This window comes from Streptomyces zinciresistens K42 (assembly GCF_000225525.1).
GTDB lineage: Bacteria > Actinomycetota > Actinomycetes > Streptomycetales > Streptomycetaceae > Streptomyces > Streptomyces zinciresistens.
Genome location: NZ_AGBF01000002.1, coordinates 58,159 through 74,028, shown reverse-complemented (window position 1 = coordinate 74,028; position 15,870 = coordinate 58,159). Strand labels below are relative to the sequence as shown.

Here is a 15,870-nt window from a genome sequence, read left to right as displayed (position 1 = left end):
AAATGTGCGTGCCGACCGGCACTGGACACGGGCAGTCTATTCAGCAGAATTGATCACCCGGCTGAAGGGCTGCCCTGTGAACCGAGCTCTCCCCGTGGTACGGCTGCGTGTACCCACCGACGAGGACGCGATCGCCTGGCACCGGGCGTTCGCCCACCCGGACGTCATGGAGTTCCACGGCGGACGCGCCGCGGAGCTCTCCGTCTACGAGGAACTCACCGCCCGCCAGCGCCGGCACGACGCCGAGCGCGGGTACTGCCTGTGGACCGTGCTCGACGAGGACGGCCGGGTCATCGGCTTCACCGGCGCCCAGCCCTGGGAGCGGGAGTGGGGGCCCGCGGGCGAGATCGAGATCGGCTGGCGGCTGGGACGCGAGCACTGGGGCCGGGGGTATGTCACGGCGGCCTCGCGGCTGACGCTGGAGCGGGTGCGGGCGGCCGGGGTGCCGGGCGTGGTGGCGATGGTCGACGCCCGCAACACCCGCTCGATCGCCGTGACTCGGCGGCTCGGGATGCGGCTCGCCGAGGTGTTCAGGACCCCGGACAGCCGGCACGAGGGGCACTGCTACCGGCTCGACCTGGCCGCGCCCGCCCGCGGCGCGCAGGAGGCGGCGGCACCGTCACCCTGAGCGAGCGGCTGTCGCGGAACGGCACGACGCTTCCGGACGGCACCTCCGAGCGGTTACCCTGCCGGTACGGCTGGGGGTGACATCTGTGGGCATACCACCCGGAACGCACGAGGTGCGCGTACCGAGGCTCGTCGGACTGATGGCCGTGGACGCACGCGAGGCGGCGTCGTCCCACGGCCTGGTCCTGACGGCGCCCGACCGGACCGACTTCCCGCGCACGGTCGTGGAGTACGTCGTACGCCAGTACCCCCCGCCCGGTGCCGAGGTCCCGCGGGACGCGATGGTCTACGTCTGGTTCGACCTCGGCGAGGGCGAGGGCGGCGGAGGGGTGCGCGAGCCGCGGACACCGCGACCGCCCTCGGGCGGGGTGCCGCGCGAACTGGACGAGCCCGGCGACCCCCGTCCGGCGGTCAGTCCTGCTTGAACCCGCGGTGCAGGGACACGACCCCGCCCGTCAGGTTGCGCCACGCCACCTTCGACCAGCCCGCCTCGCGCAGCCGCCCGGCGAGGGCCGGCTGGTCGGGCCAGGCGCGGATGGACTCGGCGAGGTAGACGTACGCCTCCGGGTTGGAGGAGACCGCGCGCGCGACCGGCGGCAGGGCCCGCATCAGGTACTCGGTGTAGACCGTGCGGAAGGGCGCCCACGTCGGGTGCGAGAACTCGCAGATGACGATCCGGCCGCCGGGCCGCGTGACCCGGTGCATCTCGCGCAGCGCGGTGTCGAAGTCCTGGACGTTGCGCAGCCCGAAGGAGATCGTCACCGCGTCGAAGGTGTCGTCCTTGAACGGCAGCCGGGTCGCGTCGCCCGCCGTGAGCGGCAGCCAGGGGTGCTTGCGCTTGCCGACCTGGAGCATGCCGAGCGAGAAGTCGCAGGGCACGACGTACGCGCCGGTCCGCGCGAAGGGCAGCGACGAGGTGGCGGTACCCGCGGCGAGGTCCAGGACCTTCTGCGCCGGGCGGGCGTCCACGGCCCGCGCGACCTCCGTGCGCCATCTGCGGTCCTGGCCCAGCGAGAGGACGTCGTTGGTCAGGTCGTACCGTTCCGCCACGTTGTCGAACATCGAAGCGACTTCGTGCGGCTGCTTGTCCAGGGATGCGCGGGTCACGCCCCCATTGTGGCAGGACGCCCCGACGGCGGGCGCCTCGGCTCCCGCCGCGCGGCAGCCTCCTCCCCCACCCCCGCTACCGGCCCCGGCCCTCCCCCTCCCCCCTCCCCCGGCACCGGCACCGGGACGCCTCCTGAGCCCAACAGCCTTTCCCCGGAGGCGGATACCAGGTGTGGCGCCCGAGTCCGCCGCTTCTCCGGGAGTCGCCACCGGGCGCGCGCGGGGGTGAGAGGTTTGCCGGTATGCACAGGTATCCAGGGCCGGCGGCGGCCTTGCTCGCGGGTCTGCTCGCGCTGACGACGGCCTGCTCGGCGCCGTCCGGCGGGGCGGACGCCGCGCCCCCGGCGACGGCCGCGCCCTCGTCAGGCAGCGGCTCCCCCGGCACCTCCTACGCCCCCTACGTCAACGCCACCCGGGCCTCCGGACTGGACTCCGCGGGGTCCCCGGCGGTCTACAACCTGGCCTTCGTCATCTCGGACGGCAGCGCGTGCACCCCGCTGTGGCACGGCGTCACCGCGGTCACCGACGCGGCCGCCGTCTCCCGGGTCCGCGCGCTGACCGACGGCGGGGCCGCCGTCCGGGTCTCCTTCGGAGGCGCCGCCGGGACGGAACTGGCGGCGACGTGCGACAGCGCGCCCGCGCTAGCGCGGGCGTACGGCGAGGCGCTGGACGCGGCGGGCGCCACGCGCGCCGACTTCGACATCGAGGGCGAGGCGCTGACCGACTCCGCCTCCCTCGCCCTGCGCTCCGAGGCGATCGCCCTGCTCCAGCGGGAGCGCCCCGGCCTCCAGGTCTCCTTCACCCTGCCGGTGATGCCCGACGGCCTCGACGCGGCGGCTCTGGCGCTGCTGGCCTCGGCCAACCGGGCCGACGTACAGGTCTCGACGGTCAACATCATGACGATGAACTACGCCGAGTCCTACGACGGCGACATGGGCGACTACGCCCTCGCCGCCGCGCGGGCCGCCCACGCCCAGCTGCGGAGGATCTTCGGCACGTCGGACGCGACGGCGTGGAAGGCGCTGGCCCTGACGTCGATGCTCGGCGTCAACGACGTGGGCGGCGAGACGTTCACGCTCCAGGACGCCGCGCAGGTGCGGGCGTTCGCCGCGGAGAAGGGGATCGGGTGGGTGTCGGTGTGGGCGAGCTTCCGGGACCGGCCGTGCGCCCCGGGCGCGTCCTCGGACGACCCGGCGACGAACTGCAGCGGGGTGCGGCAGGAGGCGGGCGCGTTCGCCGAGGCGTTGAGCGGCTGAGCGGACGCGCCGGGCGGGGCCGGCCCCTCAGCGCCGCCGGTGGACCAGCCGTCCGGCGATCACGGTGGCCACGCAGGTGCCCGCGCCGCGCTCGGCCAGGTCCGCCTCGTCGCGCACGTCGAACACCGCGAACCGGGCGGGCGAGCCGGGCTCCCTCGGCGCCGCGAACTCCACCGGCAGCCCGCAGGCGTACGGGTCGAGGGCCGGGGTGCCGCCGGGCGGGCCGGGCCGGCCGACGACCGCGAGGCCGGAGCGGTGCACCGCGTCCCGCACGGCACGGCTGCGCAGGTCCGCGCAGGCGACACCGACGGTGCCGTGCGCCAGCATGCGCTGGAGCCCGCGCCGGGCGCTGGCTCCCCGGCGGGCCTCGTCCGGGGCGAGGGCGGCCCGCGCGCCGCCGGTCAGCGGCTCGGTGCCCAGCGCGTCGGCCTCGCGCGGATCGGGGTGGTAGGCCCCCTCCAGCAGCTCGTCGCCGTGGGGGTTGATCAGTCCGGGCGTCAGGATGCCGGGCCACCGGCGCACCCGGGCCGCCGGGAGGGCGGCGGTCAGCTCGGCCGAGGGTCCCGCGGCGGCGATCCACGCGCCCTCGACGGCGAGCGCCCGGCCGCGGGAGTCGGCGTGGATCGTCAGCACGGGCGCGTCAGTTGGCGGCGAGGATCTTCAGCTCGGGGTGGGCGGTGCCGCCCGCGATCGCCGTGGAGGAGATGTGGGAGGCGACCCGCTCGTCGACGGGGTCGTCGGCCGGGTCGTCGTGCACCACCAGGTGCTCGTACGTCGTCGCCCGCTGGGCCGGTACCCGCCCCGCCTTGCGGATGAGGTCGATGATCTCCATCCGGTTGGAGCGGTGCTTGGCGCCGGCCGAGGAGACCACGTTCTCCTCCAGCATGATCGAGCCGAGGTCGTCGGCGCCGTAGTGCAGCGACAGCTGGCCGACCTCCTTGCCCGTGGTCAGCCAGGAGCCCTGGATGTGCGCGACGTTGTCCATGAACAGCCGCGCGATCGCGATCATCCGCAGGTACTCGAAGAGCGTGGCCTGCGTACGGCCCTTCAGATGGTTGTTCTCGGGCTGGTAGGTGTACGGGATGAAGGCCCGGAAGCCGCCGGTGCGGTCCTGGACGTCCCGGATCATCCGCAGGTGCTCGATGCGCTCGGCGTTGGTCTCGCCGGTGCCCATCAGCATGGTCGACGTCGACTCCACGCCCAGCCCGTGGGCGATCTCCATGATCTCCAGCCAGCGCTCACCGGACTCCTTCAGCGGGGCGATGGCCTTGCGCGGCCGCGCGGGCAGCAGTTCGGCGCCGGCGCCGGCGAAGGAGTCGAGGCCCGCCTCGTGGATGCGGGTGACGGCCTCCTCGACCGGCACCCCGGAGATCCGCGCCATGTGCTCGACCTCGCTCGCCCCCAGGCTGTGGATGACGAGCTGCGGGAAGGCGGCCTTGATGGCGCTGAAGTGCTTCTCGTAGTACTCGACGCCGTAGTCCGGGTGGTGGCCGCCCTGGAACATGATCTGCGTGCCGCCGAGTTCGACGGTCTCGGCGCAGCGCCGCAGGATGTCGTCGAGGTCGCGGGTCCAGCCCTTGGCCCTGTCCTTGGGCGCGGCGTAGAACGCGCAGAACTTGCACGCCGTCACGCAGACGTTCGTGTAGTTGATGTTGCGCTCGATGATGTACGTCGCGATGTGCTCGGTGCCCGCGTACCGGCGGCGGCGTACGGCGTCGGCGGCAGCGCCCAGGGCGTGCAGGGGCGCGTCGCGGTAGAGCACGAGCGCTTCCCCGGGCGTGATGCGCCCGCCCCCGGCGGCACGGTCGAGGACGGACTGAAGGTCGGCCTTCTCGGTCACCGGGACGTCCCTTTCGTGAAGGAATACGGACCGAACCAGCGTACGTCAGCCGCTCCCGCGCCCCGACGTCAGGCCGCGTACGCCCCGACCAGCAGCCCGGCGAGCGCACCGCCCAGCAGGAAGGGGCCGAACGGCACGGCCGTCGTGCGCCCGGCCCGCCGCAGGACGACCAGCGCGCCCCCGTACACCGCCCCGGACAGGAAGGCGGCGAAGGTGCCGAGCAGCACGGTCGGCCAGCCGTACCAGCCCAGGACCGCGCCCGCCCCGAGCGCCAGCTTCACATCGCCGAAGCCCATGCCGCCGGGGTTGACGTACCACAGCAGGAAGTAGCCGCCGCCGAGGGCGAGGGCGCCGCCCAGGGAGGTCGGCCACTCACCGGCGTGCTCGGGCACCAGCGCCACCAGGCCGAGCAGCGCGAGCGCGGCGGCGGCGAGCGGCAGGGTGAGCACGTCGGGCAGCCGCCGCACCCGCAGGTCGACGACGGCGAGCAGCACGCCGACGGGGGCCAGCAGCAGCCAGACGGCCAGCTCGGGCCGGGTGTCCGTGGCGGCGGCCAGGGCGGCGCAGACCAGTGTGGTGGCGGCGGCCATCGCGCCCGCGCCGGGACTGGGCGCGGGCGCGCACCGCCCGCAGCGGACCCGTCCGACCCATCCGGTGCGCGCCCGGTAGGGGTGGCCGCCGGGGCACCGCTCCCGCCACGCCTCCCCCTCCGGCACGGAGAACCGGTGGGCGGCCCGGGGCAGCAGCGCCCCCGCCGCCGCGCCCCAGAGCGCGGCGAGCGGGACCAGCAGGGCCGTACTCATGACGGGTGTCCCCCAGTGCGGAGGCGGGGCGGGCACGCGGACGGGCCGAGCCTACCGAGGCCGCCGCGGGCCGTCCCCGCGCGTCGGCCGGCCTCCCGCCGGGCGGGGGCGGCCGGGGCGGGGGCTCCGGCCGCCGGTTGGCAGCTGTGAAGGACTCAGTAGAGTGCCGCCGACGGCATCGGCAGAAGGTCACGGGGGTGGGCGGACGTGCGCACGGTCACGGCGAACGGCACGGTGGGGAGACGGCGTTGCACACGCACCCGTGCCGCACACGTACTCCTCGTCCTCTGCGCCCTGGTCACGCTGTTCACGGCCGCCACCGCCGCCCCGGCCCGCGCGGCGGCCGACACCGCCGCCCAGGCCGCCTACCTCGCGGACCGCCTGCGCGAGAACCCGGTCCATGTGACCGACCAACTCCCGCGCGAGATACCGCGGTCCACCGCCCGCGCCTTCGCCGCGGCGGCCGCCCGCACCGGCGTACCGACGTACGTGCTGGTGCTGCCGAGCGGCAGCGGGGACGCCGGTCTGCTCGACGCGGTCCGCAAGCGGCTCGGCCGGGACGGGCTGTACGTCCTCGTCGACGGCGAGGCCGTCGCGGACGCCCGCGCGTACGGGGTGCGCGCCCCGGCCGACGAGGCCGTGACGGCCTCCCGCTACGAGGTCCCCCACGACGCCGGCGCGCTGCGCCGCTTCGAGCGCTTCGCCGAGGTGGTCGCGCTGGGGGAACGCGGGGCCGCGGCGCGGGCGGACGCGGCGCGCGCGAAGTACGGGGACGGCGACACCGAGCAGCCCGACCTGTACATCGACTCCACCGACCGCAGCGAGCAGTCCGCGGCCACGGGCATGCTGGTCGTCGCCGTACCGCTGCTGATCCTGGCGCTGGTCCCGTACGTACGCCGCTGGTGGCTCCGTCTGCGGCGGACCACCGGGGCCGCGGGGACCGGGCCCCGGGAAGCGGCCGGGGCGGCCGACGACGGCCCGAAGGGCGCCGCGCGGACCGTGAAGAGCAGGCCGGCCAAGGGCAAGGGCAAGGGGAACAAGGGCCGCAAGGGGGCGAAGGGCGGCGGGAGGAACCAGGTGCCCGCCGCGGGCCCCGCCCTGCGCTGGACCGTGGTGGGGCTGGCCCTCGCCTCGGTCGCCGCGATCACCGTGACCGCCCCCGTCGTCTACGACCAGACCAGGTCGAGCTGGTCGCCGCGGCCCCGGGCGGCCGAACTCAACGCGCGCCTCGACCGGGTGGCCGGCGGTCTGGCGAAGGACCCGGTGTACGCGGACCCGGAGTCCCCCTCGGTGCTGAGCTCCGCGCGGGAGCGGGAACTGCACGACCGCATCCGGGCGTTCTCCCGGTCCGAGGGCGGCGGCCCGGTCTTCATGGCGCTCGTCCCGCAGCTGCCGGACGACGAGTCCGGCGGCGGCGAGGCGGTCTTCGCGGCGGCGCTCCGCGACAAGCTGGGCAGGGACGGCGTCTATGTGGTCGCGGACCCGGTGGACGGCCGCATCAGCGCCTTCAACCTCGGTCTGCGGCTGGACGGTTACCGCCTCGCCGATCTGCCGGCCGCCGTCGCGGAGGGCGACGAGCGGGCCCTGGAGGCCGGCGACCGGCTCCTGGGCAGCCGCCTCGGGGCCCTGATGACCCTCCTCGACAAGGCGGACCGCACGGACGAGCCGACCAGTGCCGGCGCGCCGTACCCGGCGGAGGACGCCGTCCGGGAGGACGAGTTGGCCCCGTTGTACGGGCCCGACTTCTGGTCGGCCCTGTTCCCGGGCGTCCTGCTGGCCGGGGCGGTCTTCGGGCTGGTGGCGGGCGTGCTCGGGACGGCGGGCTGGTTCGTGCGGCGCCGCCGCACAGCCCGGCCGGGCGTCTGACCGCCGCCACCCGACCGCGCCGCCGCGCTCACGGCCGGAGCAGGTCCACCCGCACATCGGCCGGGAATCCGGTGGTCGGCCCCACCCGCCGCGCGAACTCCGCGACCGCCGCGAGCTGCGGCCCGCCGAAGCGGAAGTCGAGCGTCGTGAAGTAGCGCTCCAGGACCTGCTCGTCGAACGCCTCCCAGCGGGCCGCCTGCTCGGCGACCTTGCCGACCTCCTCCAGGGAGAGGTTGCGCGAGGCGAGGAACGCCTCGTGGACCTTGCGGGTGATCGCGGGCTCGCGCTCCAGGTAGTCGCGGCGGGCCGCCCAGACCGCGAAGACGAAGGGCAGGCCGGTCCACTCCTTCCAGAGCGAGCCGAGGTCGTGCACCTCCAGGCCGTAGCGCGGGCCGTCGAGCAGGTTCGCCCGCAGCGCCGCGTCGCCGATGAGGACGGCGGCCTCCGCCTCCTGCATCATCAGGCTGAGGTCGGGCGGACACGTGTAGTAGTCGGGCCGGACCCCGAAGCGCTCGGCGAGCAGCAGCTGGGCGAGGCGGACCGAGGTGCGCGAGGTCGAGCCGAGGGCGACACGGGCGCCGTCCAGCTCGTCCAGCGGAACCTTGGAGACGATCACGCAGGACATCACCGGGCCGTCGCAGCCGACGGCGATGTCGGGGAAGGCGACCAGCTCGTCGGCGTGGCGCAGGAACTCGACGAGGGTGATCGGCCCGATGTCGAGGGCGCCCCGCACCAGCTGCTCGCTGAGCTTCTCCGGGGTGTCCTTGGTCAGCTCGAAGTCGAGGAGCGTGCCGGTCCTCGCGAGGCCCCAGTAGAGGGGCAGGCAGTTCAGGAACTGGATGTGGCCTACGCGCGGCCGGGTGCGAGAATTGTCCACATCGCGACACTAGACCCCATGGGGTACCGTTCGGCCATCAGGGTCGTGGCACCCCTGTCTCAGCCTCTCGGTCAACCCGGACACCCCTCTTCAAACGTCCGGGTGACGTGATCTTGAGCTCTATTGCTTTCGGCTGCCTGCGTGCTAAGCTCGCCGCAAGTTGCAGTTTGGTTTCCCTTGCAGTACAGAGCCTGCGGAGCATGTAACCGCGGGCTCTAGTCGTTTTCAGACGTATGCAGATGTGCGGCACTCGTTTTCACACTTGCAGGTTCTGGAGCAGGGCAACCCTTTGGGCCCAAGGAGGGCTTATGGCTACCGGAACCGTGAAGTGGTTCAACGCCGAAAAGGGCTTTGGCTTCATCGCCCAGGAAGGCGGCGGCCCCGACGTCTTCGTCCACTACTCCGCGATCAACGCGAACGGCTTCCGTTCGCTGGAGGAGAACCAGCAGGTCTCCTTCGACGTGACCCAGGGCCCCAAGGGCCCGCAGGCGGAGAACGTCACCCCCGTCTGATCGTTCGGTCTCGGAGCCTGGTGCTTTGATCCGGAACTGAGTGCAGTACCCAAGGAGCCCCGCGCCGCAAGGCGGCGGGGCTCCTGCCTTTCCCCGGCGCGCCCCCGCGGCGCCGGGGGCCGGCAGGGTCGCCCGGCATGACCGAAGCCGACTTCATCGCCACGACCCGTACCTTCTACGACGCCGTCGCCGAGGACTACGCGGAGCTGTTGTCGCTCACCTTCCGCCGCCGGGACCCGGAGCGGATGGCCGGACTGCTGGCGGAGGCCGGCTTCACCCTCGTCTCCCGCACGGTCCGCGAGCCGGACCCCGCACTGGACGAGACGGTCGCGCAGGCGTTCCTGATCGCCCGCCGACCGCCGTCCGGAACCCGCTAGGGCGTGTCGGGACGGTTCACCGGCTCGGGACGCCCCGGCGGACCCTGCCTGCCGCAGCGCTGGTGCCGCGGCCGGGAGGGCCCGCGCCACCGGTCCCGGCGCACTTTCCCGCTCCCGGCGTCGGGCGCCCGCGGCGAGGTCCCGCGCGGGGAGGTGCCCGAACGCCGTCGCCGGGCCGGTGGGGGAGCCCGCGCCCGCAGAGGACCGCGGCCCGGCGGCGCTCGGGCGCCGGGCCGCGGGGGCGGGGTGCGCTACTTCAGACCGATCGCGGCGCAGTCGGCCGCGTAGGCCGGGGTGCAGATCTGGTCGACGGTGTACACGCCGTCCAGCAGTACCGTCTCCTCGATGTTCTTCTTCGTCAGCGCGACCACCGTCACCAGCTGGGCCGGGATGTCCCGCTGGGTGGGGCTGTCGACGGAGTCCTGCGTGAGGGCGTCGAACTCGATGTCGCGCCCCTGCACCTTGAAGACGGCCATCTTCGCGGCGTTGGTCGCCTCCAGCAGGAAGGACTTGTACACGGTCATGAACTGCTCGCCCGAGACGACCCGTTGCACGGCGTCCAGGTTGGCGTCCTGTCCGGTCACCGGCGGTATGTCCTTGACGCCGGCCTCCTTCAGCGCGTCGATCACGGCGCCCGCCATGCCGTCGTTGGCCGAGTAGACCGCGGCGATGCCGGACGCGCCGATCGCCGCTATCGCCTCGCGCATGTTGGCCTTGGCGACCTCCGGCGCCCACTTGGCGGTGTCGTACCGCTTGACGATGTTGACCTCGCCCTTCAGCTGGGCGAGCGCGCCCCTCTTGAACAGGGCCGTGTTGGGGTCGGCCGGGTCGCCGTTCATCATCACGACCTTGCTGCTCTCGGCCTTGGGGCCGAGTTCCTCCACGAGGGCGCGGGCCTGCACCTCGCCGACGAGTTCGTTGTCGTGGGAGACGTAGGCGTCGATGGGCCCCTCGGCGAGACGGTCGTAGGCGATGACCGGGATGCCCGCCTCCTTGGCCCGGCGCACGTCCGGCGCGACGGCCTTGGAGTTCAGGGCGTCGAGCAGGATCACGTCCACCCGGTCCGCGATCATCTTCCGGAACTGTCTGCTCTGCTGCGCCGTGCTGGCCTCGGCGTTGGCGTAGACGACCTTGCCCTTGCCGTTGGTGAGGGTGGCGACCTCCTTCGTGATGAGCGGGCGGTCGAACCGCTCGAAGCGGGCCGTCTGCTTGTCCGGCAGCAGCAGCCCCACGGTGATGTCGTCGCCCTTCCCGGGCGACTCGGAACTGCCCGCGCCGCCGAGGCCGTCGACGGCACCGCACGCGGTCAGCGACAGCGCCGCGGCGGACGCGACGAGGGCGGTGCGGAGACGGCGTACTGCGGGGGTGCGGGGTGTACGAGCGTTCACTGCCTGCCTTCCGGGCCGGGAGGCGTCGCCGCGCCGGGTGGCGGCGGCCGACGCGGATATGACTTGTCACGTCAAGCTGGTGTCGTCGCGGGACCGCGACCGTGCGGGTACGCACACGCGGACGCGGGCGTCACCGCTCGTAGAGGGACTCGATCTCGGCGGCGAAGTCCCGTGCCACCGCGTCCCGTCGGAGCTTCATGGACGGGGTCAGATGGCCCTCCGCCTCCGTGAGGTCGACCGGCAGGACCGCGAAGCGGCGGATCGACTCCGGTCGGGAGACCAGCTTGTTCGCCTCGTCCAGGGCTCGTTGCAGGATAGCCCTCAAGTCGGGGTCTTTCACCAGGAGTTCGGCGGGAACCGGGTGCCTGCCGTTCATCCGGCGCCAGTGGGTGACGCCGTCCATGTCGAGGGTGAGGAGCGCGCAGACGTAGGGACGGCGGTCGCCGACGACCATGCACTGGGAGATCAGGGGGTGCGAGCGCAGCCAGTTCTCCAGCGGGGCCGGCGCCACGCTCTTGCCGCCGGAGGTGATCAGCAGCTCCTTCTTGCGGCCGGTGATCGTCAGATAGCCGTCGTCGTCCAGGGCGCCGATGTCCCCGGTCGCCAGCCAGCCGTCCGCCGCCGCGGGGACGACGCCGCCCGCCGCGGGGTCCCAGTAGCCGCGCAGCACATGCTCCCCGGCGAGCAGGATCTCGCCGTCGGCCGCGATCCGCACGCGGGTGCCGGGCAGCGGCCAGCCGACCGTGCCGAGGCGGGGTCGGAGGGGCGGGGTCACCGTGGACGCGCCGGTCGTCTCCGTCAGGCCGTAGCCCTCGTAGATCTCGATGCCGGCGCCCGTGTAGAAGGAGGCGAGCCGCCGGCCGAGCGGGGAGCCGCCGCAGATCGCGTACTTGACCCGGCCGCCCATCGCGTTGCGTATCCGCCGGTAGACCAGCGGGTCGTAGAAGGCGCGGGCCGCTTTCAGCGCCGCGCCCGGTCCGGGTCCGGTGCCGGCGTGGCGGGCCTCCAGGGCCTCCCCGTAGCGCTCGGCGACGGAGGCGGCGCGGTCGAAGGAGGACGCCCGGCCACCCGTCTCGGCCCTGGCGCGGGCGGAGTTGAAGACCTTCTCCAGCATGTAGGGGATGGTCAGCAGACAGGTCGGGCGGAACGCGGCGAGATCCGGCAGCAGGTCCTCGGCCTTCAGGCTGGGCGCGTGCCCGAGGCGGACCCGGGCGCGGGCGCAGGCCACGGCGACCATGCGGCCGAAGACATGGGACATCGGCAGGAAGAGCAGCACGGACGCCTCCTCGCTCGTCCTCGCCTTGAAGATCGGGTAGAGCAGCTCGATCGCGTTGTCGACCTCGGCGAAGAAGTTGGCGTGCGTCAGCGCGCAGCCCTTGGGGCGGCCGGTGGTGCCGGAGGTGTAGATGAGGGTCGCCAGGGTGTCCGGCGCCAGCATCCCGCGGCGGACGGCCACCTCCCCGTCCGGCTCGTGCGCGCCGGCCTCCGCCAGCCGGTCCACGTGGCCCTTGTCGATCACCCACAGATGGCGCAGGTCGGGCACCCGGTCCAGTTCGGGGCCGAGCGCGGCCGCCTGCGCGGCGGTCTCGGTGACCAGGGCGACGGCGCCGGAGTCCTGGAGGATCCAGCGGGTCTGGAAGACGGAGGAGGTCGGGTAGACGGGGACCGTGACGAGTCCGGCGGCCCAGGCGGCGAAGTCCAGGAGCGTCCACTCGTAGCGGGTCCGCGCCATGACCGCGATCCGGTCGCCGGGCACCAGGCCCTCGGCGATGAGCCCCTTGGCCACCGAGCACACCTGGCCGGCGAAGTCCGCCGCCGTCACATCGCTCCACCGCCCGTCCTCGCCCCTGCGGCTGAGGACCACCGCGCCGGGGGCCGCCTCCGCGTTGTCGAACGGCAGGTCGGCGAGGGAGCCATGGGTCACCTGCGGCGCGAACGGGCGTACGTACGCCTCCCGTACGGCACCGTCCAGCCGCCGTGTCTCCGGCTGCACCAGGACCGGTCCGGGCGCGTCGGCGAAGGAGGCGGAGGGGGCGAACGAGGGAAGCGGGGTGGACACGGGCGGCTCCTGCGGCGGGCTTGCAGCGGCGGAACTGCTTGCTGCGTGGCGTACGTGCCTCGCGCACCGTGGCGTTCACCTGCCGAGGCCTGCGGAAAGGGTTACCGCTGATCAGGCACGAGATCGTACGGTGCGTTCGTGTGGACGTTGTGCGGGTTCCGCGACGGTGGCGGGCCGGGTATGTGCAACCTCGGGGGTTGTGTGAGGGATCCTCAGCTTCACTCCGGGACCACCGGCGCCCCGGGGCGCGCGGGACGCGACCCTCGGGCATTACCTGCGGTAACCTTACTTCCGAGTCAGTTCCGGAGTACAGGGGGAGTCGTCCATGGCCGACCGCTGCCAGAGGTCCACCGGCACCGCACCCGGCCGGCCGCCGCGGGGCGCGCCGCCGGTTCGGGGGGCGGGCCGACGGCTCAACCACCTTGCGCAGCACGGGTTTCCGGCCGCTGCCGCCGGGACCGCGACCCGCCCGGGGGCGTGATGACGACCGTGCTGACCGCGTCCCCGTCCCTGCCCGCGCTGCTCGCCCGCGGCGCGCTGCTCTCCGCGTTCAAACGCCCGCGCCCCGGCGCGGAGTTCGCCCGCACCCCGCTCGTCCTGGCGGGCGTACGCGTCGATCTGGCCCGGCTGGCGGCGTACGAGCGGGTGTGCGGCTTCCCGACCGGCGAGGACTCGCTGCCGGTCACCTACCCCCATGTCCTCGGATTCCCGCTGGCCATGCGGCTGATGAGCGCGCGGGAGTTCCCGCTGCCGCTGCTGGGCCTCGTGCACACCTCCCTCGCGATCACCCGGCGCACCGCGATGCCGGCGACGGCGGCGTACGACCTCGGGGTGCGCGTCGACGCGCTGCTGCCCCACCACCGGGGCACCGAGGCCGTGGTGGTCACCGAGGCGCGGGCGGACGGGGCCGTGGTGTGGGAGTCGACGAGCAGGTATCTGGCCCGGCACCGCACGGACGGTCCGGGCCCCGACGCCCCGGCGCGCGCGGCAGGGGAGCGCGAGCCGCTGCCGCAGGTCGCGGAGTGGCGGATCGCCGGGGACGTCGGCCGGCGCTACGGGGCGGTCTCCGGCGACCGCAACCCCATCCATCTGCACCCGCTCACCGCCCGCCCGTTCGGCTTCCCGCGCGCCGTGGCGCACGGGATGTGGACGGTGGCGCGCTGCCTCGCGGCCCACGGCACACCGCGGGCCGCGGAGGTACGGGCCCGCTTCCGGGCCCCGGTCCCGCTGCCGTCGACGGTGGCCTACACGGCCCGGGACGGCCGGTTCGCACTGGGCGGCCACGACCGCCTCCACCTGACCGGCGAGGTCCGTCCGCTCGTCTAGGGCGGTGGCCGGGAGGGTGCACCGGCGCGCGGCGCCCGGCCACCGCACCGGGGCGGCGGCGTTCGCCCGGCCACCGCGTCAGTGAGCGGCCTCGGGGGGTGTCCAGCGGCTGCCGGCCATGAGGTTGCCGAGGCCCGCCCAGGCGACGTTCATCAGGGTGGCCGCCGCCTGACGTGCCGTCACTTCCGGTCCGGCGTTGGCCCAGTCGGCGAGCGACTCGGCGGCGCCCACCAGGGCCTCGGCGACCCCGGCGACCTCGCTCGCGGGCAGATCGGGGTCCCGGTGCGCCTCACGCGCGGCCACCAGGATGAGCTGGGTGACGAACGCGACGATCTCCGCGCGCATCGCGGCGACCTCGGAGGCGAACGGCTCCCCGTGGGTGCGGGCCTGGAGATGCAGCACGGACCAGGCGTCCGGGTAGTGCGAGGTGTGGGTGAAGAACGCCCGCAGCCCGTCCCAGAGTTGGCGGTCGGCGGGCAGTCCGGGCCGCACGCCGGCGCGCACCGCCGCCGTGAGGGCCGCGGCCTCGCGCCGGATGCAGGCGGTGAAGAGGTCTTCCTTGGAGTTCAGGTACAGATACACCAACGGCTTCGACACGCCCGCGAGTTCGGCTATCTCGTCCATCGACGCGGCCATGTACCCACGTCGCCCGAACGTCCGCACGGCGGCGTCCAGCATCTGCTGCTCACGGACCGCCCGCGGCATCCGCTTGGTCTTCACGGCACCCATGGCGCTCAGCGTACGGGCCGCGGGCGGATATCCCACCCGGCCCGTCGGCGACCGCCCGCCGGACCGCCTCGCGCGGACGTGCCGCGCGCGGGGGCGGCGGGCCCCCGGCGGAGGGCTCTCAGGAGGTGGTCTGCTCCTGGGCGCGGGCGGCGTCGTCGGCGGCGTCCTCCTGGCTGCGGCTGGAGTCCATGTTGGCCTTGAAGCGGTCGACCCGCTCCACGATGCCCACGGACGCGCGCTCGCGCTCCTTGCGCAGGGCGACGTAGCTGATCGGGCCCGAGATCAGCAGGGCCAGCAGAACGATCCACATGCCGTTGGAGGCACCGAGGCCGCGGGGGGCGAGGCCGAAGTAGACGAGGCCCCAGACGACCACCAAACAGCCCACGAAGATGCCGAGGCGCTTCAGCGTGTAGCGGAGCATCTCAATCCACTCTTCCGATTCCAAAAAGGTCCACCGCCAGTGAAGCACGCGCTCGGGGCGATCTTGCAGGGGGGTCAGCCCAGGGGCAGCAGCATGATCACGTCGTCGCGGTCGTCGCCCGGCGCGACCCGGATGGCACCCGGTATCCGGCCGACCTCCTTGTAGCCGCAGGAGCCGTAGAACCGCTCCAGGCCGAGCCCGCCCCGGCAGGTGAGGCGTATCGCCCCGACGCCGTCGAAGGAGGCCGCGGCGCGCTCGGCGGCGGCCAGCAGGTCGCGCCCGTAGCCCTTGCCCTGGTGGCGGGGGTGGACCATCACCGTGTAGAGCCACACCCAGTGCGTCATCAGCCGGTGGGTGTTGAAGGTGAGGAACGCCGTCGCGGCGACCTCGCCCGCCTCGTCGTGGCCGACGAGCAGCCGGGTGCGCCCCTCCTGGACGCCGACCAGGTGCCGCAGCAGTTCGGGCCGGACGTCCTCGCGGGTCACGGGCGGTACGAAGCCGACGGCTCCGCCCGCGTCGGAGACGTCGACCCACAGGTCGAGGACACCGTCGCGCAGGGCGGGGGTGACGGCCGGATCGAGGGTGAAGGTAAGGGACACCCGGTCAGCGTAGTCATTACACCGGCCGGGGGCCGCACCGTCTCACAGAGCGGCCCCCACCGCCTCTGACCTGCCGAGACCGG

General features: G+C 73.8%; 17 protein-coding genes. 7 read left to right on the top strand and 10 right to left on the bottom strand.

The window, feature by feature from the left end; genetic code table 11:
• Positions 1-49: 49 nt before the first annotated feature.
• Positions 50-628, top strand: a complete 579-nt coding sequence (locus SZN_RS01725) for a GNAT family N-acetyltransferase (protein ID WP_078508355.1) — start codon at positions 50-52, stop codon at positions 626-628.
• Positions 629-713: 85 nt separating this feature from the next.
• Entirely contained in the window at positions 714-1,052 is a 339-nt protein-coding gene (locus SZN_RS01720; RefSeq protein ID WP_244313269.1) for a PASTA domain-containing protein, read from the top strand.
• Here the strand turns inward: SZN_RS01720 and SZN_RS01715 are convergent.
• Positions 1,039-1,734, bottom strand: coding sequence for a demethylmenaquinone methyltransferase (locus tag SZN_RS01715; protein WP_007490918.1), 696 nt, complete (start codon positions 1,732-1,734; stop codon positions 1,039-1,041). The two genes, SZN_RS01720 and SZN_RS01715, sit on opposite strands and share 14 nt — an antisense overlap.
• 242 nt (positions 1,735-1,976) lie before the next feature.
• On the opposite strand from SZN_RS01715, the gene SZN_RS01710 reads away from it, so the two are divergent.
• Positions 1,977-2,990, top strand: a complete 1,014-nt coding sequence (locus SZN_RS01710; RefSeq protein WP_007490917.1) for a chitinase — start codon at positions 1,977-1,979, stop codon at positions 2,988-2,990.
• Positions 2,991-3,017: 27 nt separating this feature from the next.
• On the opposite strand, the gene SZN_RS01705 is transcribed toward SZN_RS01710, so the two are convergent.
• The 3 genes from SZN_RS01705 to SZN_RS01695 all read right to left on the bottom strand — a co-directional run bounded on the left by SZN_RS01705 (position 3,018) and on the right by SZN_RS01695 (position 5,633).
• Positions 3,018-3,623 (bottom strand): amidohydrolase family protein, encoded by a 606-nt coding sequence (locus tag SZN_RS01705; RefSeq protein WP_007490916.1) that lies wholly within the window; start codon positions 3,621-3,623, stop codon positions 3,018-3,020.
• Positions 3,624-3,630: 7 nt separating this feature from the next.
• On the bottom strand, positions 3,631-4,830 hold the full coding sequence (gene mqnC, locus SZN_RS01700; protein ID WP_007490915.1) for a cyclic dehypoxanthinyl futalosine synthase: 1,200 nt from the start codon (positions 4,828-4,830) through the stop codon (positions 3,631-3,633).
• Positions 4,831-4,898: 68 nt separating this feature from the next.
• Positions 4,899-5,633: a prepilin peptidase gene (locus tag SZN_RS01695; protein ID WP_007490914.1), complete on the bottom strand. Its 735-nt coding sequence runs from the start codon at positions 5,631-5,633 to the stop codon at positions 4,899-4,901.
• A gap of 207 nt (positions 5,634-5,840) precedes the next feature.
• Between SZN_RS01695 and SZN_RS01690 the strand changes: the two genes are divergently transcribed.
• The gene (locus SZN_RS01690; RefSeq protein ID WP_007490913.1) at positions 5,841-7,499 is read left to right on the top strand and encodes a hypothetical protein; all 1,659 of its coding nucleotides are present in this window, start codon (positions 5,841-5,843) and stop codon (positions 7,497-7,499) included.
• A gap of 28 nt (positions 7,500-7,527) precedes the next feature.
• On the opposite strand, the gene SZN_RS01685 is transcribed toward SZN_RS01690, so the two are convergent.
• Complete coding sequence (locus SZN_RS01685; protein ID WP_007490912.1) at positions 7,528-8,376, bottom strand: menaquinone biosynthetic enzyme MqnA/MqnD family protein; 849 nt, start codon at positions 8,374-8,376, stop codon at positions 7,528-7,530.
• 308 nt (positions 8,377-8,684) lie between these two features.
• Between SZN_RS01685 and SZN_RS01680 the strand changes: the two genes are divergently transcribed.
• Positions 8,685-8,888, top strand: coding sequence for a cold-shock protein (locus SZN_RS01680; RefSeq protein WP_007490911.1), 204 nt, complete (start codon positions 8,685-8,687; stop codon positions 8,886-8,888).
• 137 nt (positions 8,889-9,025) lie between these two features.
• Positions 9,026-9,265, top strand: coding sequence for a hypothetical protein (locus tag SZN_RS01675; RefSeq protein ID WP_007490910.1), 240 nt, complete (start codon positions 9,026-9,028; stop codon positions 9,263-9,265).
• 251 nt (positions 9,266-9,516) lie between these two features.
• On the opposite strand, the gene SZN_RS01670 is transcribed toward SZN_RS01675, so the two are convergent.
• A complete protein-coding gene (locus SZN_RS01670) occupies positions 9,517-10,653 on the bottom strand; it encodes a sugar ABC transporter substrate-binding protein (RefSeq protein ID WP_007490909.1) in 1,137 nt (378 codons plus the stop codon).
• A 130-nt stretch (positions 10,654-10,783) separates the two neighbouring features.
• The gene (locus SZN_RS01665) at positions 10,784-12,712 is read right to left on the bottom strand and encodes an AMP-dependent synthetase/ligase (protein WP_007490908.1); all 1,929 of its coding nucleotides are present in this window, start codon (positions 12,710-12,712) and stop codon (positions 10,784-10,786) included.
• Positions 12,713-13,192: 480 nt separating this feature from the next.
• Here SZN_RS01665 and SZN_RS01660 point away from each other — a divergent pair, with 480 nt between their 5' ends.
• The gene (locus tag SZN_RS01660) at positions 13,193-14,038 is read left to right on the top strand and encodes a MaoC family dehydratase (RefSeq protein ID WP_007490906.1); all 846 of its coding nucleotides are present in this window, start codon (positions 13,193-13,195) and stop codon (positions 14,036-14,038) included.
• A gap of 78 nt (positions 14,039-14,116) precedes the next feature.
• Here the strand turns inward: SZN_RS01660 and SZN_RS01655 are convergent, their stop codons facing one another.
• The 3 genes from SZN_RS01655 to SZN_RS01645 all read right to left on the bottom strand — a co-directional run bounded on the left by SZN_RS01655 (position 14,117) and on the right by SZN_RS01645 (position 15,787).
• Positions 14,117-14,767 carry a TetR/AcrR family transcriptional regulator gene (locus SZN_RS01655; RefSeq protein ID WP_007490904.1) on the bottom strand — a complete coding sequence of 217 codons (651 nt, stop codon included), beginning with the start codon at positions 14,765-14,767 and terminating at the stop codon, positions 14,117-14,119.
• Between the two features lie 118 nt (positions 14,768-14,885).
• A complete protein-coding gene (locus tag SZN_RS01650; RefSeq protein ID WP_007490902.1) occupies positions 14,886-15,188 on the bottom strand; it encodes a DUF4229 domain-containing protein in 303 nt (100 codons plus the stop codon).
• A gap of 74 nt (positions 15,189-15,262) precedes the next feature.
• Positions 15,263-15,787: a GNAT family N-acetyltransferase gene (locus tag SZN_RS01645; RefSeq protein WP_007490901.1), complete on the bottom strand. Its 525-nt coding sequence runs from the start codon at positions 15,785-15,787 to the stop codon at positions 15,263-15,265.
• Positions 15,788-15,870: the final 83 nt, after the last annotated feature.